This window comes from Acidovorax sp. A79 (assembly GCF_041154505.1).
Lineage (GTDB): Bacteria > Pseudomonadota > Gammaproteobacteria > Burkholderiales > Burkholderiaceae_C > Acidovorax.
Genome location: NZ_AP028672.1, coordinates 2,321,274 through 2,341,134 on the forward strand (window position 1 = coordinate 2,321,274; position 19,861 = coordinate 2,341,134).

General features: G+C 68.7%; 19 protein-coding genes. 9 read left to right on the forward strand and 10 right to left on the reverse strand.

The window, feature by feature from the left end:
* Nucleotides 1-104 precede the first annotated feature (104 nt).
* Together ACAM51_RS10580 and ACAM51_RS10585 are read left to right on the forward strand one after the other, a co-directional pair.
* Nucleotides 105-2,345 carry a protein-disulfide reductase DsbD family protein gene (locus ACAM51_RS10580; RefSeq protein ID WP_369643516.1) on the forward strand — a complete coding sequence of 747 codons (2,241 nt, stop codon included), beginning with the start codon at nt 105-107 and terminating at the stop codon, nt 2,343-2,345.
* A 55-nt stretch (nt 2,346-2,400) separates the two neighbouring features.
* On the forward strand, nt 2,401-3,006 hold the full coding sequence (locus tag ACAM51_RS10585; RefSeq protein ID WP_218296925.1) for a thioredoxin family protein: 606 nt from the start codon (nt 2,401-2,403) through the stop codon (nt 3,004-3,006).
* A 126-nt stretch (nt 3,007-3,132) separates the two neighbouring features.
* Here the strand turns inward: ACAM51_RS10585 and ACAM51_RS10590 are convergent, their stop codons facing one another.
* Entirely contained in the window at nt 3,133-3,483 is a 351-nt protein-coding gene (locus ACAM51_RS10590) for a hypothetical protein (protein ID WP_218296924.1), read from the reverse strand.
* A gap of 91 nt (nt 3,484-3,574) precedes the next feature.
* On the opposite strand from ACAM51_RS10590, the gene ACAM51_RS10595 reads away from it, so the two are divergent.
* Together ACAM51_RS10595 and ACAM51_RS10600 are read left to right on the forward strand one after the other, a co-directional pair.
* Nucleotides 3,575-4,090, forward strand: coding sequence for a CoA-binding protein (locus ACAM51_RS10595; protein WP_218341301.1), 516 nt, complete (start codon nt 3,575-3,577; stop codon nt 4,088-4,090).
* A gap of 60 nt (nt 4,091-4,150) precedes the next feature.
* A complete protein-coding gene (locus tag ACAM51_RS10600) occupies nt 4,151-5,476 on the forward strand; it encodes an O-acetylhomoserine aminocarboxypropyltransferase/cysteine synthase family protein (RefSeq protein WP_369643517.1) in 1,326 nt (441 codons plus the stop codon).
* A 13-nt stretch (nt 5,477-5,489) separates the two neighbouring features.
* On the opposite strand, the gene ACAM51_RS10605 is transcribed toward ACAM51_RS10600, so the two are convergent.
* Entirely contained in the window at nt 5,490-6,299 is an 810-nt protein-coding gene (locus ACAM51_RS10605) for an IclR family transcriptional regulator (RefSeq protein ID WP_369643518.1), read from the reverse strand.
* 143 nt (nt 6,300-6,442) lie between these two features.
* Here ACAM51_RS10605 and ACAM51_RS10610 point away from each other — a divergent pair, with 143 nt between their 5' ends.
* The 4 genes from ACAM51_RS10610 (at nt 6,443) to ACAM51_RS10625 (ending at nt 10,427) form a co-directional block, all read left to right on the forward strand.
* A complete protein-coding gene (locus ACAM51_RS10610) occupies nt 6,443-7,402 on the forward strand; it encodes an MBL fold metallo-hydrolase (protein WP_369643519.1) in 960 nt (319 codons plus the stop codon).
* Between the two features lie 26 nt (nt 7,403-7,428).
* Entirely contained in the window at nt 7,429-9,081 is a 1,653-nt protein-coding gene (locus tag ACAM51_RS10615) for an FAD-dependent oxidoreductase (protein WP_369643520.1), read from the forward strand.
* Nucleotides 9,082-9,095: 14 nt separating this feature from the next.
* Complete coding sequence (locus tag ACAM51_RS10620) at nt 9,096-9,356, forward strand: DUF2783 domain-containing protein (RefSeq protein ID WP_218297010.1); 261 nt, start codon at nt 9,096-9,098, stop codon at nt 9,354-9,356.
* Between the two features lie 102 nt (nt 9,357-9,458).
* Nucleotides 9,459-10,427: a tripartite tricarboxylate transporter substrate binding protein gene (locus ACAM51_RS10625; RefSeq protein ID WP_218296917.1), complete on the forward strand. Its 969-nt coding sequence runs from the start codon at nt 9,459-9,461 to the stop codon at nt 10,425-10,427.
* A 169-nt stretch (nt 10,428-10,596) separates the two neighbouring features.
* Here the strand turns inward: ACAM51_RS10625 and ACAM51_RS10630 are convergent, their stop codons facing one another.
* From ACAM51_RS10630 to ACAM51_RS10640, 3 genes are read right to left on the reverse strand one after another with little or no spacing between them, the layout of a single operon-like run.
* Entirely contained in the window at nt 10,597-11,178 is a 582-nt protein-coding gene (locus ACAM51_RS10630; RefSeq protein WP_369643521.1) for a DUF2062 domain-containing protein, read from the reverse strand.
* Nucleotides 11,169-11,330, reverse strand: a complete 162-nt coding sequence (locus ACAM51_RS10635) for a hypothetical protein (RefSeq protein WP_218296916.1) — start codon at nt 11,328-11,330, stop codon at nt 11,169-11,171. The genes ACAM51_RS10630 and ACAM51_RS10635 overlap by 10 nt, the downstream gene beginning before the upstream one ends.
* 15 nt (nt 11,331-11,345) lie before the next feature.
* Nucleotides 11,346-12,326: a TerC family protein gene (locus ACAM51_RS10640; RefSeq protein WP_218296915.1), complete on the reverse strand. Its 981-nt coding sequence runs from the start codon at nt 12,324-12,326 to the stop codon at nt 11,346-11,348.
* Between the two features lie 264 nt (nt 12,327-12,590).
* Here ACAM51_RS10640 and ACAM51_RS10645 point away from each other — a divergent pair, with 264 nt between their 5' ends.
* The gene (locus ACAM51_RS10645; RefSeq protein ID WP_218341297.1) at nt 12,591-13,496 is read left to right on the forward strand and encodes a LysR family transcriptional regulator; all 906 of its coding nucleotides are present in this window, start codon (nt 12,591-12,593) and stop codon (nt 13,494-13,496) included.
* A gap of 23 nt (nt 13,497-13,519) precedes the next feature.
* Here ACAM51_RS10645 and ACAM51_RS10650 read toward each other — a convergent pair whose 3' ends face one another.
* The 5 genes from ACAM51_RS10650 to ACAM51_RS10670 form a co-directional block, all read right to left on the reverse strand.
* Nucleotides 13,520-14,686, reverse strand: a complete 1,167-nt coding sequence (locus tag ACAM51_RS10650) for an ABC transporter substrate-binding protein (protein ID WP_369643522.1) — start codon at nt 14,684-14,686, stop codon at nt 13,520-13,522.
* Between the two features lie 118 nt (nt 14,687-14,804).
* On the reverse strand, nt 14,805-15,560 hold the full coding sequence (locus ACAM51_RS10655) for an ABC transporter ATP-binding protein (protein ID WP_145697157.1): 756 nt from the start codon (nt 15,558-15,560) through the stop codon (nt 14,805-14,807).
* Nucleotides 15,557-17,467 carry an ATP-binding cassette domain-containing protein gene (locus ACAM51_RS10660; RefSeq protein ID WP_369643523.1) on the reverse strand — a complete coding sequence of 637 codons (1,911 nt, stop codon included), beginning with the start codon at nt 17,465-17,467 and terminating at the stop codon, nt 15,557-15,559. The genes ACAM51_RS10655 and ACAM51_RS10660 overlap by 4 nt, the downstream gene beginning before the upstream one ends.
* Entirely contained in the window at nt 17,464-18,492 is a 1,029-nt protein-coding gene (locus tag ACAM51_RS10665; protein ID WP_369643524.1) for a branched-chain amino acid ABC transporter permease, read from the reverse strand. Before ACAM51_RS10665 ends, ACAM51_RS10660 begins: the two co-directional genes overlap by 4 nt.
* Nucleotides 18,493-18,726: 234 nt before the next feature.
* Nucleotides 18,727-19,833, reverse strand: a complete 1,107-nt coding sequence (locus tag ACAM51_RS10670) for an ABC transporter substrate-binding protein (RefSeq protein ID WP_218297008.1) — start codon at nt 19,831-19,833, stop codon at nt 18,727-18,729.
* Nucleotides 19,834-19,861 lie beyond the last annotated feature (28 nt).

The window sequence follows — 19,861 nt, forward strand, 5'->3', positions numbered from 1 at the left end:
CCCCGTTCCAGAGGGAGGGCGGTCCCGCGCACAATGGCGGATTCACTGAATGGACGGCCGGGCGCCGGAACCAACGGCGCCGCGCCTGCTCCCACACTGCAACCATGCCCCAACGCCTGCTCCACCGCCTTGCGGTCACTCTGCTTTTCATAGCTGCCAGCGCTTTATGGACAAGCGCCAGCGCCCAATTCAGCTCCAAAACCAGCGGCCAGGGCACGAGCGTGGTCACCACGCCGTATGTGCGGGCCGAGCTGATGGCCCATGCCCCCCAGGGCGTGGCGCCCGGCCAGCCGCTGTGGCTGGGCCTCTCGATCACCCACCAGCCCGAGTGGCATACCTACTGGAAGAACCCCGGCGACTCCGGCCTGCCCACCGACCTGGCCTGGACGCTGCCCGCCGGCCTGGACGCGGGCGAGATCGCCTGGCCCCTGCCCCGCAAGATCCCCATCGGCACCCTGGCCAACTACGGCTATGAAGGCACGGTGCTGCTGCCCGTGCCCGTCACGGTGGCCGGCAGCTTTGCCGCCGGGCCGCTCGCCAGGGACGCCACGATCAAGCTGCGCGCCTCCTGGCTGGTCTGCCGCAAGGAGTGCATCCCCGAAGAGGGCGAATTCACGCTGCAGCTGCCCCTGCGCAGCACCACGGCCCTGAACGGCGCCGCGTTCGAGGCGGCCGCCCAGGCGCAGCCCCGGCCCGTGCTGGCGGGCACCGGCGGCATCGTGCCGGACAGCCAGGCGCAGATTTCCGACGGCAATGCGCTGCAGGTCAGCGTGCAGGGCCTGCCCGTGGCGCTGCGGGGCAAGACGCTGGACCTGTTCCCCGAAACCGCCGAGGTCATCGACAACGCCGCCAGTTGGAAGCAGGCCTGGAACGGCACCGTCTGGACCGCGCAGATTCCCCTGTCTGCCCAGCGCAGCAACAGCCCCACGCTGATGCCCGTGGTGCTGGCCGAGCAGGTGGCCGCGCACGCCACCGGCCCCGACACCCGCACCGGCTACCGGGCCGAGCTGAAGGTGCTGGGCACCTGGCCTCCTGCTGCCTCGGTGGCCAGCGTGTCGCCTGCCTTGGAGGCCGCGCTCAAGGCCAATGCAGCGCAAGCGGGGGGAGCGGCAACATCGGCTGCGGGCTCGGGCGCTTCGTCCCTCACCCTTGCCGCCGCGCTGCTGGGCGCATTGCTCGGCGGCCTCATCCTCAACCTCATGCCCTGTGTGTTCCCGGTGCTGGCGATCAAGGTGGTGGGCTTCACCCGGCATGCGCAGGACCGCAGGGCGCACCGGCTGAGTGGCATGGCCTACACCGCCGGCGTGGTGCTGTCGTTCATCGCGCTGGGCGCGCTCATGCTGGGCCTGCGCGCGGCGGGCGAGGCCGTTGGGTGGGGCTTTCAGCTGCAGTCGCCGGCCGTGGTGGCCTCGCTGGCGGCGCTGTTCACGCTGATCGCGCTCAACCTGGCAGGCGTGTTCGAGTTCGGGCACTTCCTGCCCTCCTCGGTGGCCAGCCTGCAGGCGCGCCACCCGGTGGCCGACAGTTTCCTCACCGGCGTACTGGCTGTTGCCGTGGCATCACCCTGCACCGCACCATTCATGGGCGCATCGCTGGGCCTCACTGCCACGCTGCCCGCGCCACAGGCGCTGGCCGTGTTCGCGGCGCTGGGCCTGGGCCTGGCGCTGCCGTTTCTGGCCGCCAGTTTTATCCCCGCCGTGGCCCGCGCGCTGCCGCGCCCCGGCGCGTGGATGGACACCTTCCGCAAGCTCATGGCCTTCCCCATGCTGGCCACCGTGGTCTGGCTGGTGTGGGTGCTGGGCCAGCAAAGCGGCATCGACGGCGCCGGTGCGCTGCTGATCCTGCTGGTGGGGCTGTCGCTGGTGGTGTGGGCGCTGTCGCTGGCGGGCCGCGCGCGCGTGTGGATGGCCAGTGTGTCCATCGCGGCGATGGCCATGCTGGTCTGGGCCTTTGCGCCGCATATCACCACCATGCCCGCCACGCAGGCCGCCCCGCAGGTTTCCGCCAACGGCTGGCAGCCCTGGGCACCCGGCGCGGCCGAGCAGATCGTGGCCACGGGCCGCCCCGTGTTCGTGGACTTCACCGCCGCATGGTGCGTGACCTGCCAATACAACAAGAAGACCACGCTGGCCGACGCCGACGTGATCGCCGACCTGCAGGCCAGGAACGTGGCCCTGCTGCGCGCGGACTGGACGCGCCGCGACCCCGACATCACCGCCGCGCTGGCGGCGCTGGGCCGCAGCGGCGTGCCCGTGTATGTGTTCTACCGGCCCGGCAAGCCGCCCGTGGTGCTGACCGAGGTGCTCAGCGTGGACGAGGTGCGCTCCACCATTGCCCAGTTGTAGAGGTTTTCACCCCGTTTCTTTTCCATCGACAGCCAACCCTTCAGGAGAGTCCGCCATGAAGATGCTTCGCCGTACGTTGATTGCCACCGCCGCGCTGGTGGCGCTGGGTGCCCAGGCCGCCGCGACCGTGGGCCAGCCCGCCCCGGACTTCACGCTCAAGGACGCCGCCGGCAAGACGGTGCGCCTGTCGGACTTCAGGGGCAAACATGTGGTGCTGGAGTGGACCAATCCCGGCTGCCCCTTCGTGCGCAAGCACTACGACAGCGGCAACATGCCCGCCACGCAGAAGCACGCCACCGGCCAGAACGTGGTGTGGCTGGCGGTCAATTCCACCGAGAAGGCCAGCAGCGACTACCTGGAGCCCGCCAAACTCACGGCCTGGCTCGCCGAACGCAAGGCCGTGCCCACCGCCGTGCTCATGGACGAGGAAGGCACCGTGGGCAAAAGCTATGGCGCGCGCACCACGCCGCACCTGTACATCGTCAACCCGCAGGGCGTGCTGGTCTATGCGGGCGGCATCGACAGCATCCCCTCGGCCCGCCCGGCCGACATCGAGAAGGCCACCAACTATGTGAAGGTGGGGCTGGCCGAGGCGCTGGCGGGCAAGCCCATCACGGCCGCGACGACCGCGCCGTATGGCTGCAGCATCAAGTACAAGTAGGAAGCCCCCCTGAGGCGCTGCGCGCCTTCCCCGGCGGGGGACGCCACCGGTGGCCTGGCGGAGCCAGTTCCACGGTGGCACTGGTGTGGGGAGCGCGCCAGTTTTTACGAGTGTGGCGGGCTCGGCTCAGCGCGCCACGCAGTTCACGCGCAGCACACGGGGCGCCTGGAAGAACATCGTGTTGCCCTGGCCACGGATGTAGGTGCCACCGTCGCCGTACCCAAAGCCGGTGACCACACGCTCAGGCTGCAGCGGCACGGTGCGGCCGTTGATCTCCAGCAGCGCCGGGCCATCGGGCTGGGCGGGCCAGTGCACCACCAGCATGGGGCCACGGTCACAGGCGTAGGTCGTGACACGCTGGACCTTGGGGACATCGGGCGCGCGGGGCGGCGTGCAGGCGCTCAGGGCAACGGTGGACAGGACAACGGCGGCGGCCACAAGGCCAGTGGCGCGGCGAGCGCGTGGGGGGTTCTGCACGGGATCTCCTCGGAATCTGGGGCGGGGCCACAGTGTGGATGGACAACGGTGCTCTGGCGCCGCAGCAGTCCGTCCCCATACACTGCCATGTATGACACGCACGCCCGACACCATCAGCACCCTGCGCGATATTCTGACGCACTGCCGCACCCTTGCGGTGGTGGGACTGTCGCCCCAATGGCACAGGCCCAGCTATTTCGCGGCCAAGTACATGCAGGCGCATGGCTACCGCATCGTGCCGGTGAATCCGCTCGTCGCGCGCGAGGGCGGGCAGATTCTGGGGGAGACGGCCTACGCCAGCGTGGCCGATGCCGCCCGGGCGCTCGCGGCCCGGGGCGAACGCATCGACATGGTGGACTGCTTTCGCAAGAGCGAGGACATCCCCCCGCTGGCCGAGGAGGCGATCGCCATCGGTGCGCGCTGCCTGTGGCTGCAGCTGGGCGTGTTCAACGAGGCCGCCCGCCTGCAGGCAGAGGCCGCCGGGCTGCAGGTGGTCGAAAACCGCTGCGTGAAGATCGAGCACGCGCGGCTGTTTGGCGGCCTGGGCTGGATGGGCGTGAACACGCGCGTCATCAGCGCCAAGCGCCTGCGGCAACTGCCTTACTAGCAAATTCATAGCAGTCAGCGCTTGCCCATAAAGCGCTGTCGGCCAATTTCATTCAAGACCATGTCCTCATCAGACCACCCCTCCGGCGCCGACCGCGACTTCGGCTTCGGCACCCGCGCCATCCACGCCGGCGCCCAGCCCGACCCCGTGACCGGCGCACGCGCCACGCCGATCCACCAGACGACCAGCTTCGTGTTCGACAACGCCGAACACGCGAGCAGCCTGTTCAACCTGCAGACCTTCGGCAACGTCTACAGCCGCATCAGCAACCCTACGGTGGCCGTGTTCGAGGAGCGCATCGCCAGCCTGGAGAACGGCCGCGCGGCGCTGGCCTGCGCCAGCGGCATGGCCGCGCAGATGGCGGCGCTGCTGGCCATCCTGAAGACCGGCGACCACATCGTGGCGGCCAGCACGCTCTATGGCGGCACGGTGGGCCAGCTCGGCGTGGGCTTTGGCCGCCTCGGCATCGAGACCACGTTCGTGGACCCGGCCGACCCCGAGAACTTTGCCCGCGCCATGCGCCCCCACACCCGCGCCGTGTACGGCGAGACCATCGGCAACCCGCTGGTCAACGTGCTCGACATCGCGGCCGTGGCCGAGGTGGCGCATGCGCACGGCGTGCCGCTCATCATCGACAACACTGTGGCCAGCCCCTACCTGTGCAACCCACTGGCGCTCGGCGCTGACATCGTGGTGCACAGCGCCACCAAGTACATCGGCGGTCACGGCACCACCATGGGCGGCGTGGTGGTCGAGGGCGGCAAGTTCCCGTGGGACAACGGCAACTTCCCCGAGATGGTGGAGCCCAGCCGCGCCTACCACGGCGTGAAGTTCTACGAGACCTTTGGCGACTTCGGCTACACCATGAAGGCGCGCATGGAGGTCAACCGCACCTTCGGCGGCGTGCTCTCGCCCATGAACGCGTGGCAGCTGCTGCAGGGCGCCGAGACGCTGCACCTGCGCATGCGCGAGCACTGCCGCAACGCGCTGGCCGTGGCGAAGTTTCTGCAAAGCCACCCGCAGGTGGCGTGGGTCAACTACCCCGGTTTGGCAGATTCGCCGTATTTCGACTTGGCACAAAAGCAGTTCCGCGCCGTGGACGGAACGCCCGGCGCCTCGGGCATCCTGACCTTTGGTGTGAAGGGCGGCGCGGCGGCGGGCGAGAAGTTCATCGACGCCTGCGAATTCCTGAGCCACCTGGCCAACATCGGCGATGCCAAGACGCTGGTGATCCACCCCGCATCGACCACCCACCGCCAGCTGAGCGAAGAAGAACTGGCCCGCGCGGGCGTGAGCGCGGACATGGTGCGGCTGTCGGTGGGGATCGAGGATGTGGACGACATCCTGTGGGATATCGACCAGGCGCTGGGGCGCGCAACCGCCTGAACGCCCTGGCGCACTAGGCGGAGCTCACCGGCGCCCCCAGCCGTTGTGACAGGCTCCGCGCGGCCTCGCGCAGATGCCGCGCCGCCGGGCTGGCGGGACCCGTCCGCAGCGTGGCGCTGGGCCCGATCACCGCCAGGCACAGCACCAGCTGCCCGAACCCGTCAAACACCGGCGTGGCCAGCGCGCTGATGCCGGGCAGGAGCTGGTCGGTCACCTCGCTGATCTGGTGCGTGCGCACCGCCTCCAGTTCGGCCGCGAACGCGGGTTCATCCAGCGCGCCCGCGAACCCTTCGGCCGCCAAGGCTGCGGCGGCGCGTTCGCGCGGCCCGAAGGCCGCGAACACCTTGCCCGTGGCCGTGTGGCGCACCGAGGCCGTGGTGCCGTGGCGCATGGCCACGTACACGGCCGTGGGGCCTTCCTCGACGCGGATGATGGTCGGGCCGCTGTCGCCCCACACCGAGGCCGACACGGTGTAGCCGATGCGCTGGGCCAGCGCGGGCAGCTCGGCGATCGCCAGGCGCACCGGGTCCACCTGCTGCAGGCTGATCAGGCCCAGCTGCATGGCCAAGGGGCCCAGGCCGTAGTGGCCGCTCACGGCGTCCTGCTCGATCAGGCCCAGCTTGCCAAAACTCACCAGGTAGGGGTGGGCCTTGGCGGCCGTCATGTCCGCCGCGCGGGCCAGGTCCTTGAGCGCCATGCGCCGGCCGGTGCGCGCCAGCACCTTCAGCAACTGCCCACCCACCTCCACGCTCTGGATGCCGCGCGGGCTGCGGGGCGTGTCTTCGTCATCGGCAAGGGGCAGGTCGGGGGTCGTGATGGGCATGGGCCCGATTGTCCACGCCTGGCGGCAAGACAAGCCTCTTCGGGTTTTCACCTAAACAAATGCATTAGACATGAACGAATTTCTTGCTTAACATCAACACATTCCGTTTAGATAAACGCATTCATCATTAACAAATCTCCACCATGAGCACCGTCAAAACCTTTGCCTCCGCCGCCGACCTCGAAGTGAAGAAGGTGAGCTTCGACAAGCTCTCCGACCACGCCTATGCCTACACCGCCGAGGGCGACCCCAACACCGGCATCATCATTGGCGACGACGCCGTGATGGTCATCGACACGCAAGCCACGCCGGTGATGGCGCAGGACGTGATCCGCCGCATCCGCGAAGTCACCGACAAGCCCATCAAGTACGTGCTGCTCTCCCACTACCACGCCGTGCGCGTGCTGGGTGCCAGCGCCTACGGCGCCGAGCACATCATCGCCAGCGAAGACACGCGCGACCTGATCGTGGAGCGCGGCCAGTTCGACAAGGACAGCGAGATCGGCCGCTTTCCGCGCCTGTTCCAGAACGTGGAGAGCGTGCCCGAGGGCCTGACCTGGCCGACCATGACCTTCAACAAGAAGATGACCTTGTGGCTGGGCAGCGTGGAAGTGCAGATCCTGCAACTGGGCCGGGGCCACACCAAGGGCGACACGGTGGCCTGGCTGCCGCAGGAAAAAATCCTCTTTTCCGGAGACCTGGTGGAGTTCGACGCCACGCCGTATGCGGGCGATGCGTACTTCCAGGACTGGCCGCAGACCCTGGACAACCTAGCCGCCCTGAAGCCCGAGAAGCTGGTGCCCGGCCGGGGCGCCGCGCTCCAGACGCCCGAGCAGGTGCAGGCGGGTCTGGCGGGCACGCGCGCCTTCATCAGCGACCTGTACGACAGCGTAAAGGCCAGTGCAGCCCAGGGCGAAGACCTGCGCAAGGTGTATGAGGCTACGTTCGCGAAGCTGCAGCCCAAGTACGGCCACTGGGTGATCTTCAACCACTGCATGCCGTTCGACGTGACCCGCGCGTATGACGAGGCCACGCAGTACCCCGACCCGCGCATCTGGACGGCCGAACGAGACGTTGCCATGTGGAAAGCGCTGGAAGGCTGAGCCACTGAGGCTGGAGGAGACAAAAAATGAACCCCAGAGACATTCCTGCCGAGGCGTTCCACGCGAGCGGCCCGGACGTGCAGGCCATCGATTTCGGCTACGTGCGCTCGCCCGACCAGGACAGCGCCGCGCCCGCGCCGCACCCCATCGTGGTCGTGGGCGCGGGCCCCGTGGGCCTGTCGCTCGCCATCGACCTGGCCCAGCGCGGCCAGCGCGTGGTGGTGCTGGACAACGACCACAAGCTCTCCATCGGCTCGCGCGCCATCTGCTTCGCCAAGCGCACGCTCGAAATCTGGGACCGCCTGGGCGTGGGCCAGCGCATGGTAGACAAGGGCGTGTCGTGGAACGTGGGCAAGGTGTTCCTCAAGGACGAGCAGCTCTACGAATTCAACCTGCTGCCCGAAGAAGGCCACGAGCGCCCCGCGTTCATCAACCTGCAGCAGTACTACGCCGAGGCCTACCTGGTGGAGCGCGCGCTGCAGCTGCCCGGCATCGACATCCGCTGGCACAACAAGGTGACCGCCGTGGCCGCACGCAACGACGGCGCCCTGCTCAGCATCGACACGCCCGAAGGCCCCTACCAGGTGGATGCGCAATGGGTGGCCGCCTGCGACGGCTCGCGTTCGCCCCTGCGCCAGATGATGGGACTGGAAAGCAAGGGCCGCATCTTCCAGGACCGGTTCCTGATCGCCGACGTGAAGCTGGCGGGCGATGCGGACTTCCCGACCGAGCGCTGGTTCTGGTTCGACCCGCCCTTTCACCCCGGCCAAAGCGTGCTGCTGCACCGCCAGCCGGACAACGTGTGGCGCATCGACTTCCAGTTGGGCTGGGACGCCGACCCGGAAGAAGAAAAGAAGCCCGGGAACATCATCCCGCGCGTGCAGGCGCTGCTGGGCGCGGATGCGCAGTTCGAGCTGGACTGGGCGAGTGTCTACACCTTTGCCTGCCTGCGCATGGACCAGTTCGTGCACGGCCGCGTGGTCTTCGCGGGCGACAGCGCGCATGGCGTCTCGCCCTTTGGCGCACGCGGCGCCAACAGCGGCGTGCAGGATGCCGAGAACCTGGCCTGGAAGCTGGACTGGGTGCTCAAGGGCCGGGTGGGCCCTGCCCTGCTGGCCACCTACGGGCCCGAGCGCGAATACGCGGCGGACGAGAACCTGTGCAACTCCACGCGCGCCACCGACTTCATCACGCCCAAGAGCGAGGTGAGCCGCCTGTTCCGCGATGCCGCGCTGCACCTGGCGCGCGAGCATGCGTTTGCGCGCCGCATCGTCAACAGCGGACGCCTGTCGGTGCCGGCCACGCTGCACCAGTCGCCGCTGAACACGCCAGACGCCGACACCTTCGCGGGCACGCAGGTGCCCGGTGCGGTGCTGCTCGACGCTCCCCTGACAAAACAGGGCCGCCCCACGTGGCTGCTGCGCGAGCTGGGGCCGGACTTCACGCTGCTGGTGTTTGGCCCCGCCCCCACCTGGGCCCGGGACCTGGCCCATGTGCGGGTGCTGCAGATCGGCATCGACGTGATCGACCACCAGGCGCTGGCCGCGCAGCGGCTCGATGCCCAGCCACGCACCGTGTACCTCGTGCGCCCCGACCAGCATGTGTGCGCACGTTGGCGCACCCCCACCGAAGCGGCGGTGCGTGCCGCCCTGGCCCACGCCACGGCGCCGGCCCCCTGACAAGGAACACCTTCATCATGCTCAACACCCAGCCCCACCTGCAGGCCTGCGACGATTTTTACGAGGCGCTGATCGCTGCGCACCAGGGCCTGTCCACGCCCGAGAGCCACGCCATGAACGCCCGCCTCGTGCTGCTGCTGGCCAACCACATCGGCGACCAGGCCACGCTGCTGCATGCCCTGCAGCTGGCGCGCGGCGCCGCGATGCCACTGGCAGACCGGCGCGCCACCCAGGCCATCACGCCCGTGGTGCCCACGCACGCCCTGGCGGCCTAGCCGCGCCCCGCACCCCATCCGCCCCCCGGGGCTTGGCACCGCACGGACGGTGCAAGCCCCGGCTTTGCCCAATTCTTTTGACGACACCCCGGAGACGACACCATGCTGCGCAAACACTTCCTCGCCACCCTTGCCGGGCTGGCCCTGGCCACCACCCTCCCCCAGGCCCATGCCCAGGACACCAAGCCGCTGGAATGGGTGGTGGGCTATGCCGCCGGCGGCGGCTCGGACATCGTCGCGCGCACCATCGCCGAGTCGATGTCGGCCACGCTGGGCCGCCCCATCGTCATCAACAACAAGCCCGGCGCGGGCACCAACATCGCGGCCGAGTACAGCGCGCGCAACAAGGACTTCGGCAACCTGATCTTCTCGGCCGACTTCGCCACGCTGGCGGCCAACCCGTTCCTGTTCAGCAAGCTGAGCTACAACGCCGAGAAGGACTTCCAGCCCGTGGGCCTGCTGGTGCGCTTCCCCATGTTCCTCGTGGTGTCCAACAACGTGCCCGCCAGGAACCTCAAGGAGTTCATGGCCTGGGCCAAGGGCCTGCCCGACGGCGTGAACTGGGCCTCGGCCGGGCCCGGCAGCCCGCACCACCTGGTGGGCGAGCTGTTCCGCGAGCAAAGCGGCCTCAGGCTCACGCACGTGCCCTACCGGGGTGCGGCACCGGCCATCCAGGACGTGATCGGCGGCCAGGTCCCGGCCATGTGGATCGACAGCGCCACCGTGTACCCGTTCCTTGCCGCCGGCAAGGTCAAGGCCATCGGCGTGGCCAGCCCGCAGCGCGTGGGCACCATGCCCGACGTGGCCACCATTGCCGAACAGGGCCTGCAGGGCTTCGAGGGCTTTGCGTGGCAGGGGCTGGTCGCCCCCCATGGCACCTCGGCCGAGGCGGTGGCCCAGTTCAGCAAGGCCCTTCAAACCGCCCTTGCCGACACGCGCACGCGTGCGCGCCTGCAGGCCCTGGGTGTCGAACCCTTGCCCGGCACCGCCGCGCAGATGGGGAGCTTCGCGCGCGCCGAACGCGAGAAGTGGGGGCGTGTGATCACCAAGGTGGGCGTCAAGCTGGATTGAGCCCCCTGAGCGGCTGCGCCGCTTCCCCCTCAGGGGGACGCCACCCGCGGCCTGGCCAAGCCAGTCCCGCGGTGGCACTGGCGATAGCAGCGCGCCGGTTTCGCTGCCCGTGGACTCCAGGATCTGCGGGATTTCGCGCTTCGGAAAGCGAGCAGCGCCGATTCGTCCGTTACGCGGCGGCTGAGCGGCAGCGCGCCAGCCGGCGCTTGCGCTGCAGGGCGGGGGCCAGCCACAGCACCTGCACCACGGCGTAACCCAGCGCCGCGAGCAGCAATCCCAGCGTGGGCAGGCCGACCAACAGTGGCGTGCCCAGGGCCTGGATCCAGGCCGCCATCGCCTGCACGGAAAAATCACCGCCCGGCGCCACGCTGCTCCATGGCGGCAGGGTTTGCGTGCCGGGCATCACCAGCGCGCCCAGGTAGAAGGCCAGGGCATACAGCGGCACGGTGGTGAACGGGTTGGTATAGAAGGTGGCCACGCCGCCCGCCACCACGTTGCCGCGCAGCCACGCGCACACCAGCAGGGTGCCGGGGATCTGCAGCGGGCCGGGAATGAGCCCGCAGAACATGCCGGCCGCCACACCGCGCGCCAGCGGCTGGCGCTGAAAGCGGAACAGCTCGCGCCGCTCCAGCCAGGGCCGCAAGCGGGCGAGCCAGCCCCGGTCCAGGTGCACGCGGGCCCGGGGTTCCAGGCCGCGCAACCAGCGGCGCAGGGTGCACAGCATCTGCATCACCACCCTGATCAGCTCCACGCCAGGGCCGCGGCCGTGCCGGCGCCCCACAGGGCGGCAAGGCCCGCCAGCAGGCGCACGTCCCGCCGCTCATTGCCGGCGCGGTACGCCGTCACCGTCGCCCCCACCAGGCCCACCAGCACACAGAGCATGATGGCATCGAGCAATTGCATGGTCTCCTACTCCCTTCAGTCCTTGGATGGCGATGCCAGGGGCTTGTGGGCGCCCGGGGCCGAGTTGCGCAGCGACAGGAAGATCGAACCCGCGATCAGCGATGCCGTGACCAGCAGCGCGTAGCCGATCGGAATCTTCACGAGGTCGATGAGCAGCATCTTGCCGCCGATGAACACCAGCACCAGGGCCAGGCCATAGGCCAGCAGGTGGAAGCGGTCGGCCAGGTCCGCCAGCAGGAAGTACAGCGCACGCAGGCCCAGGATGGCGAAGATGTTGGCCGTGAGCACGATGAACGGGTCGCTGGTGATGGCGAAGATGGCCGGGATGCTGTCCACCGCGAAGATGATGTCGGTGGTGCCGATGAGCACCAGCACCACGAACAGCGGGGTGTAGTGCTTGACGCCCTGGACCAGCGTGGAGAGCTTTTCGCCGTCGAACTGGTCGGTGATGCGGATGCGCTTCTTCAGCAACCTGAGCACGGGGTTGGTCGCGATGTCGGGCTCCTGCCCGGCCGCGAACCACATCTTGGCACCCGTGACCACGAGGAACGCGCCGAACACGTACAGCAGCCAGTGGAAGGTGGCCAGCAGCCAGGCGCCTGCCAGGATGAGCAGCGTGCGCAGCACGATCGCGCCGATGATGCCGATGATGAGCGCGCGCTTCTGGTACTGCGGCGGCACGGCGAAATAGCTGAACAGCATCAGGAACACAAAGATGTTGTCCACCGAAAGGCTTTTTTCCACCAGGTAGCCGGTGATGAACTGCATCGACACCGTGTTGGCCACCTCGCGGCCCTGGCTGCCGTCCAGGTACCACCAGAGGATGCCCACGAACACGAAGGCCAGCGAGAACCACAGCAGGCTCCAGCGCACGGCCTCCTTCATCGTGACCTTGTGCGCGCCCTGGCGCTCCATCACCAGCAGGTCGATGCCGATGGCCACCACCACGAAGACGGCAAAGCCCGCCCACATCCACCAGGTTCCGATCGTTTCCATGAAGTCTTGCTCCTTCGCGCGACGGCGTCAGCGCCGCGAACGCGGCAGGGGTGGCAGGCCCGGGGTCGGGGCGGACAGGGGAAGGGGTGCGGCTTGGCGCATGGGTTCTCTCCGGTGCAATGGGTTGGCATTCAGGACAAGCCCGCACTGTAGGGATGCTTTTGCATCTTAAAAACCTGCCTTCACAATACTATTTGTTCGGTTTTTACGAACCAACCAGTTCCTGCACCGATACCCCTTCAACCCATTGGGATACGCAAGACCATGAGCCAGAGCTTCAACTACCGCCACCTGTACTACTTCTGGGTGGTCGCCAAGGAGGGCGGCATCGCGCGCGCCGCCGAGCGGCTGGACATGGCCGTGCAGACCATCAGCGCGCAGGTGCGCTCCCTTGAGCAGGCCCTGGGCACCAGCCTGCTGCGCACCGAGGGGCGCAGCCTGGTGCTCACCGAGGCCGGCGTGGCCGCGCTGCACGAGGCCGACCACATCTTTGCCCTGGGCGAGCAGCTGACCCACCGCGTGCGCGAGGCCGCCAGCGGCCAGACGCTGCGGCTGAACCTGGGTATCTCGGACGGCATCGCCAAGCTGGCCATGCACCGGCTGCTCACGCCCGTGCTCGACGAGCCCCACCTGCGCCTGCTGTGCCACGAGGGGGAGTTCCAGCCGCTGCTCGGCGAGCTCGCGCTGCACAAGCTCGACGCGGTGCTGGCCGACCGCGCCGCGCCGCCCAACCCGGCCCTCAAGACCACCAGCCAGCTGCTGGGCACGAGCGCCGTGGCCTGGTATGCCCCACCCGTGTGGGCCGAAGCGGCGGCGCGGCAGTTTCCGCAGAGCCTGGCGGTGGTGCCCGTGCTGCTGCCTACCGACCATGCCGCCATGCGCGCGCGCCTGGACCATTGGTTGGAGCGCGAACGCATTCGCCCGCGCATTGCCGGTGAATTCGAGGACAGTGCCCTGCTGAGCACCTTTGCCGCCACGGGCATGGGGGTGATGCCGGCCCCCGTGACCGTGGGCGCGCATCTGCTCAAGACCCATGGTCTGGTGCAGGTGGGCACGACGCCCGACGTGCAGGAGCAGTTCCACCTGATCTACAACGCGCGCAAGGTCATGCACCCGCTGCTCACGCGCTTGCTGGAAGCCTCCGAGGGAGGTGCGCTGCTCAACTCCTGAGCAGCGCGTGCTGCCTGTGCGGCCTATTTGGTGAACCGGCCGTCGCGGCCCATCATGAGCAGATCCACGAACTTGCCCGAACTGTGCTGCGTGGCCGACAGCTCCACGGGGTAGCCGCCCAGGTTCACGCTCTTCATCGACTCCATGGCCTGCACCAGCCCTGCGCGCGTGGGCTTGGCGCCCGCGCGCTGCAGCGCCTCGACCAGGAAGCGGGCGGAGATGAATCCCTCCATCTGGCTGAAGGTGTACTCGGTGATGCCCTTGGCCTTGGCCAGGGTCTGGAACTCGCGAGAGATCGGCATGCTCTGGTTCCACGGCGAGGGCACGACCTGCGACACCACCACGCCCCGCGCGCGCTCGCCCAGCGCCTTGACCAGCTGGGCGTTGCTGATCACCGAGAGCATGTAGAAGGTGGAGCGGTGCCCGGCCGCCAGGTAGGCATCGACGAAATCCACGCTGGGCTTGCCCGCGCTGATGACGATGATGGCCTGGGGCGTGGTCTTGGCCACCGAGGCCACGGCGTCCGCCATCTTCGAGCCATCCACCTCCAGCGGGGCCTGGGCCACGAGTTCCACCTTGTGGTTCTTGACCGACTTCTCGACCGAGGCCAGCCCGCCCGTGCCGAAGGGGTTGTTGAGGTAGACCGCCGCGATGCGCGCGATGCCCACCGAGGCCAGTTGCTTCACGGTGGCATCGAGCTCGGTCGCATAGCCTGCCTTGATGTTGAACACGTAGCGGCTGCTGGCCTGGCGCAGGCCGTCGGAGCCCGTGAACGGCGCGATGAAGGGCACGCCGCGCTCCTCGGCGATCGGCAGGGCGGCCAGCGCGGGCGGGGTGCCCGCGTACTGGAACAGCGCGAGCACCTTGTCCTCGTCGATCAGCTTCTTCGTGTTCTCGGCCGCCTTCTTGGGGTCGTAGGCATCGTCGAGGGCGACCACGCGGATCTTGCGGCCGCGCACGCCGCCCGAGGCATTCACATGGTCGAAATACAGGGCCGCGCCCTGGCGCACCTCGCTGGTCAGCGCCGCGAGCGGGCCGCTCAGCTGGCAGGACTGGCCGATCACGATCTCGCTGTCGGTCACGCCCGCGCTGTCCTGGGCCCAGGCCGTGCCCGCCAGGCCAGCGGCCAATGCCCCACCCGAACGCAAAAACTCCCTGCGCGCCAACCCCGGCCGAACGCCTGTCTTCATGCTTTGTCTCCTGTCGTATCTATGGATCTTCCAACGCAAAAACCCTTCCGCAGCCCCAGGGCCTGCGAAAGGGTGAAAACGGGACGGTCGCTGCGTTACACGGCGGTCCTCTGCAGGCTCAGTGGGTCGCGGCCTCGGCCTGGGCGTGCGCCGACCCGCCCATGCCCAGGTAGGTGTCGATGATGCGGCGGTCGTTGAGCAAGTCCTGCGCGGCGCCCGTCAGCGCCACCGCGCCCATCTCCAGCACATAGGCCCGGTCGGCCACGCGCAGCGCGGCGCGCGCGTTCTGCTCCACCAGCAGCACCGACACGCCATGCGCTCGGAGAGAGGACACCACCTGCAGCACCTCGCGCACGATCAGCGGGGCCAGGCCGAGCGAGGGCTCGTCGAGCATCAACAGGCGCGGGCGGGCCATCAGCGCGCGGCCGATGGCCAGCATCTGCCGCTCGCCGCCCGAGAGCGTGGACGCCAGTTGCGGGCGGCGCTCGCGCAGGCGCGGGAAGATGCCGAACACCTCTTCCATGCGTTGCGCCTGGTCACGCTGGCCCTTGCGCCAGCGCGAAAAGCCGCCCAGCAGCAGGTTGTCCTCCACCGACATCTCGCCGAAGAGTTCGCGCTTTTCGGGCACCAGGGCCACGCCGCGCGCCACCATGGCCTCCACGCTGGGGCGGGCGATGCGCTCGCCGGCCAGGGTGATGGAGCCGGTGGCCGGCAACAGCCCCATGGCTGCGCACAGCAAGGTGGTCTTGCCGGCGCCGTTGGGGCCGATGACGGTGACGATCTCGCCCTCGTTCACATCGAGCCGGACCTGGTGGACGGCTTCCACCTGGCCGTACGACACGGAGAGGTCCTGCAGTTGCAGCAAGGCGGTCATGCGGTGGCTCCTTCAGTGGCAGCGGCGGGCAGGTCGTCGTCGGCACCGCCCAGGTAGGCATCGAGCACGCGCTGGTTGCTCTGCACCTGGGCAGGCGTGCCCTCGGCGATCACCGTGCCGAACTCCAGCACGGTGATGCGGTCGGCCAGGTTCATCACGAACTCCATGTCGTGCTCCACCACCAGGATGCCCAGGCCCTCGGCGCGCAGTTGGCGCAGCAGGTCGGCCAGGGCCTTCTTTTCCAGATGCCGCAGGCCGGCTGCGGGCTCGTCGAGCAGCAGGATGGCCGGCTGGCCGGCCAGGGCGCGCGCGATCTCGACGATGCGCTGCTGCCCCAGGGCCAGCGAGGCGGCGGGCGCATCGGCATGGGCACCCAGGCCGCAGCGCTCGATCTGGCGGCGCGCCTCGGCCAGCAGGGCGGCTTCCTCGGCGCGGTCCAGGCGCAGCATGGAGGCGATCCAGCCGCGGTGCGCACGCTGGTGCGCGCCCAGGGCGACGTTCTCGACCACGCTGCGCTGGCCCAGCAGGCGCACGTGCTGGAAGGTGCGCGCCATGCCCAGGCGCGCGAAGGCGCGCGAGGGGCGGCGCAGCATGGCCTGGTCCACCAGGCGCACCTCGCCCTCGGTGGCGTCGTCCACACCCGAGATCATGTTGAAGAAGGTGCTCTTGCCGGCGCCGTTGGGGCCGATCAGCGCGTGCACCTCGCCGGCCTTCACGTCCATGGAAACATTGTTGTTGGCGACCAGGCCGCCGAAGCGCTTGGTCACGTTGCGTGCCTGCAACAGCACCGTGCCGGGCGCGGGCAAGGTACGCTGGCCCAGCTGTGCAGCCTCGCGCACCGCGCGCGGCGCCTCGCGGCGCAGCCAGCGCTCGCCCAGGCGGTTCAGCGTGGGCCACAGGCCGTCGGCAAAGCGCTGCAGCACGAAGACCATGAGCAGTCCGAAGACGATGACCTCGAAATTGCCGCTGGTGCCCAGCAGCGAGGGCAGCACGTCCTGCAGCTTTTCCTTGAGCAGGGTGATGAGGGTGGCGCCCAGCACCGCGCCGCAGAGGTGGCCGGCGCCGCCGACCACGGCCATGAACAGGTACTCGATGCCGATGTTGAGGTTGAACGGCGTGGGGCTGACAAAGCGCTGCAGGTGCGCATACAGCCAGCCCGAGATCGCCGCCAGCAGCGCCGCCAGCACGAAGAGCTTGATGCGGTAGTGCGCCGTGTCCACGCCCATGGACTCGGCCATCACCCGGCCGCCCTTGAGCGCGCGGATGGCGCGGCCCTCGCGCGAGTCGAGCAGGTTGTGCAGCAGCCACAGCGACACCAGCAGCACCGCCCAGATCAGCACGCCGATGGCGCGCGGCGAGGCCAGCGAGAAGCCCGCCACGACGAGCGGCGGCACGCCGGTGATGCCGGTCTGCCCGCCGAGGAATTCCATGTTGCCGAACAGGTAGTACAGCGACAGGCCCCAGGCGATGGTGCACAGCGGCAGGTAGTGGCCCGAGAGCTTGAGCGTGACCGAGCCCAGGCCCCAGGCCACCGCGAAGGTGATCACCAGGCCGAGCACCAGCCCCACCCAGGGCAGGCCGGCCATGCCGACCAGGCCCGAGAGCGCCTGCACCGACGCGGGCGCCGTGCAGATCCAGGCCGTGGCATAGGCACCGACGCCCACGAAGGCCGCCTGGCCGAAGGAGGTCATGCCGCCCACGCCGGTGAGCATGACCAGGCCCGCCGCGACGATGGCGTACAGGCCGATGTAGCTGAGCATGACCACGGTGAAATCGGGCAGGAAGCCCCAGCACAGGGCCAGCAGCGCCACAGCGGCGAGCGTGAGCTGGGTGCGCGTGGCGATGCCGCGCGATGTGCCTGCATCGTGTGTGCCGGCAGCCATATTCGTCTTGACGGGCGTGCTCATTCCTCATCCTCCACATGGCGGCTGTTGAGCGAGCGCCACCACAGCACGGGAACGATCAGCGTGAACACGAGAACCTCCTTGTAGGCACTGGCCCAGAACGATGCAAAGGCCTCCAGCTGGCCCACGATCAGCGCGCCGAGCAGCGCCATGGGATAGCTGCCCAGGCCGCCCACGATGGCCGCGACGAAGCCCTTGAGGCCGATCAGGAAACCCGTGTCGTAGTACACGGTGGTGAGCGGGGCGATCAAGAGGCCCGAGACCGCACCGATCAGCGCGGCCAGGGCGAAGCTCACGTCGCCCGAGAGTTCGGTGGGAATGCCCATGAGGCGCGCCCCCACGCGGTTGAGGGCCGTGGCGCGCAGCGCCTTGCCCACCATGGAGCGGCCGAAGAACAGGAACAGCAGCATCACCAGCGCCAGCGTGACGCCCAGCACCACCAGCGACTGGCCCGAGACGGGGATGCCGCCGAGGTCGAAGCGCGCCTCGGAGAACGGTGGCGTGCGCGAGCCTTCGGCGCCGAAGAACAACAGGCCCAGGCCCACCAGCACGCCATGCAGCGCCACCGAGACGATGAGCAGCATCAGCACCGTGGCATCGGCCAGCGGGCGATACGCCAGGCGGTACAGCAGCGGCCCCATGGGCGTGATCAGGATCAGCGTGGTGAGCGCCTGCATGCCCAGCGAGGTGGGGCGCAGCCCGATGATGAGTGCGCACGCCAGCAGCGGCAGCACCAGGCACCAGACCACGGTGGCGGGCCAGTTCACGGGGCTGCCGCGCTGAAAGCGCACCACCTCGACCAGCAGCACCACAGCGGCCATGCCCAGCAGCAGCCACAGCGTGGCGGGAATGCGCCCGCCCTGCATCATGGCCATGGTCAGCGCCCCGAAGGCCACGAACTCGCCCTGGGGGATGAAGATCACCCGGGTCACGGAAAAAACCAGCACCAGCGCCAGCGCCATCAGTCCGTAGATGGCGCCATTGACAATGCCGTCCTGCCCCAGCAGCAGGGCAATCTGCAAATCCATATTCAGCTTTCTTTGAGAAGCAGGTCGACCAGCGCTTACTACCAATTTAATAGCTGCCAGCGCTTTACCAGTAAGCTCCAGATGCCATTTTCATGGCATTTCCAGACAGCTCTTCGCCGAAGAGACGGACACCATGAAACCGGCGCGCCCCAGACCAGCGCCACCGTGGAACCGGCTTCGCCAGGCCACGGGTGGCGTCCCCTTGGAGGGGAAGGCGCGCAGCGCCTCAGGGGGTCAGGGAATGTATTTCCAGGTCCCGTTCTCGATCTTGACCATCACGCGGGCGCGCTGGTCCAGGCCCAGGTGGTCGTTCTCGGACATGTTGAAGATGCCGTGCGCGCCGGGCACTTCCTTGATCTGCTCGAGCGCATCGCGCAGGGCCGTGCGGAATTCCACGGTGCCGGGCTTGGCCTTCTTCAGGGCCACCGGCACGGCGGCGGCCATCAGCACGCCGGCATCCCAGCCATGGGCGCCGAAGGTGGAGACGCTGTCCTTGCCGTGGGCAGCCTCATAGGCGGCCACGTAGGCGCTGGCCGACTTCTTCACCGGGTGCGAGGCGGGCAGCTGCGAAGCCACGAGCACCGGGCCGGAGGGCAGAAAGGTGCCTTCCACGTCCTTGCCGCCCACGCGCAGGAAGTCGGCATTGGCCACGCCGTGGGTCTGGTAGACCTTGCCGGTGAAGCCGCGCTCCTTGAGCGCCTTCTGGGGCAATGCGGCCGGCGTGCCGGAGCCGGCGATGAGCACGGCGTCGGGCTTGGCCGAGATCATCTTCAGCGTCTGGCCCGTCACCGAGGTGTCGGTGCGCGCATAGCGCTCGTTGGCCACGATCTGGATCTTCTTGATGGCGGCGGCCTTGCCGAACTCCTGGTACCAGCCTTCGCCGTAGGCGTCGGCAAAGCCGATGAAGGCCACGGTCTTCACGCCGGCGTTGGCCATGTGGTCCACGATGGCCAGCGACATCATGATGTCGTTCTGCGGGGTCTTGAAGACCCACTTCTTCTTGGCGTCCATGGGCTCGACGATGCGCGCCGAGGCGGCCATGGAGATCATGGGCGTCTGCGCCTCGGCGACCACATCGATCATGGCCAGCGAGTTGGGCGTGGTGCTCGACCCGAGGATGATGTCGACCTTGCTTTCGCTGATCAGCTTGCGCGTGTTGCCCACGGCGGTGGTCGTGTCCGACGCGTCGTCGAGCACGATGTAGTTGACCTTCTGGCCGCCGATGGTGCGCGGCATCAGGGCGATGGTGTTCTTCTCGGGAATGCCCAGCGAGGCGGCCGGGCCGGTGGCCGACACCGTGACACCGACGGTGATGTCGGCCAGGGCAGCGCCGCAGGCCATGGCGGCGGCTGCGGCCACGAGCGCGAGT

Bases quoted from the DNA above. Each gene is read 5' to 3' on its own strand.
- ACAM51_RS10600 (WP_369643517.1), top strand. From the start codon at position 4,151: ATGTCCTCATCAGACCACCCCTCCGGCGCCGACCGCGACTTCGGCTTC.
- ACAM51_RS10615 (WP_369643520.1), top strand. From the start codon at position 7,429: ATGAACCCCAGAGACATTCCTGCCGAGGCGTTCCACGCGAGCGGCCCG.
- ACAM51_RS10640 (WP_218296915.1), bottom strand. From the start codon at position 12,326: ATGGAAACGATCGGAACCTGGTGGATGTGGGCGGGCTTTGCCGTCTTC.
- ACAM51_RS10605 (WP_369643518.1), bottom strand. From the start codon at position 6,299: ATGCCCATCACGACCCCCGACCTGCCCCTTGCCGATGACGAAGACACG.
- ACAM51_RS10625 (WP_218296917.1), top strand. From the start codon at position 9,459: ATGCTGCGCAAACACTTCCTCGCCACCCTTGCCGGGCTGGCCCTGGCC.
- ACAM51_RS10580 (WP_369643516.1), top strand. From the start codon at position 105: ATGCCCCAACGCCTGCTCCACCGCCTTGCGGTCACTCTGCTTTTCATA.
- ACAM51_RS10655 (WP_145697157.1), bottom strand. From the start codon at position 15,560: ATGACCGCCTTGCTGCAACTGCAGGACCTCTCCGTGTCGTACGGCCAG.
- ACAM51_RS10610 (WP_369643519.1), top strand. From the start codon at position 6,443: ATGAGCACCGTCAAAACCTTTGCCTCCGCCGCCGACCTCGAAGTGAAG.
- ACAM51_RS10660 (WP_369643523.1), bottom strand. From the start codon at position 17,467: ATGAGCACGCCCGTCAAGACGAATATGGCTGCCGGCACACACGATGCA.
- ACAM51_RS10645 (WP_218341297.1), top strand. From the start codon at position 12,591: ATGAGCCAGAGCTTCAACTACCGCCACCTGTACTACTTCTGGGTGGTC.
- ACAM51_RS10585 (WP_218296925.1), top strand. From the start codon at position 2,401: ATGAAGATGCTTCGCCGTACGTTGATTGCCACCGCCGCGCTGGTGGCG.
- ACAM51_RS10650 (WP_369643522.1), bottom strand. From the start codon at position 14,686: ATGAAGACAGGCGTTCGGCCGGGGTTGGCGCGCAGGGAGTTTTTGCGT.
- ACAM51_RS10595 (WP_218341301.1), top strand. From the start codon at position 3,575: ATGACACGCACGCCCGACACCATCAGCACCCTGCGCGATATTCTGACG.
- ACAM51_RS10670 (WP_218297008.1), bottom strand. From the start codon at position 19,833: ATGGCCTGCGGCGCTGCCCTGGCCGACATCACCGTCGGTGTCACGGTG.
- ACAM51_RS10665 (WP_369643524.1), bottom strand. From the start codon at position 18,492: ATGGATTTGCAGATTGCCCTGCTGCTGGGGCAGGACGGCATTGTCAAT.
- ACAM51_RS10635 (WP_218296916.1), bottom strand. From the start codon at position 11,330: ATGCAATTGCTCGATGCCATCATGCTCTGTGTGCTGGTGGGCCTGGTG.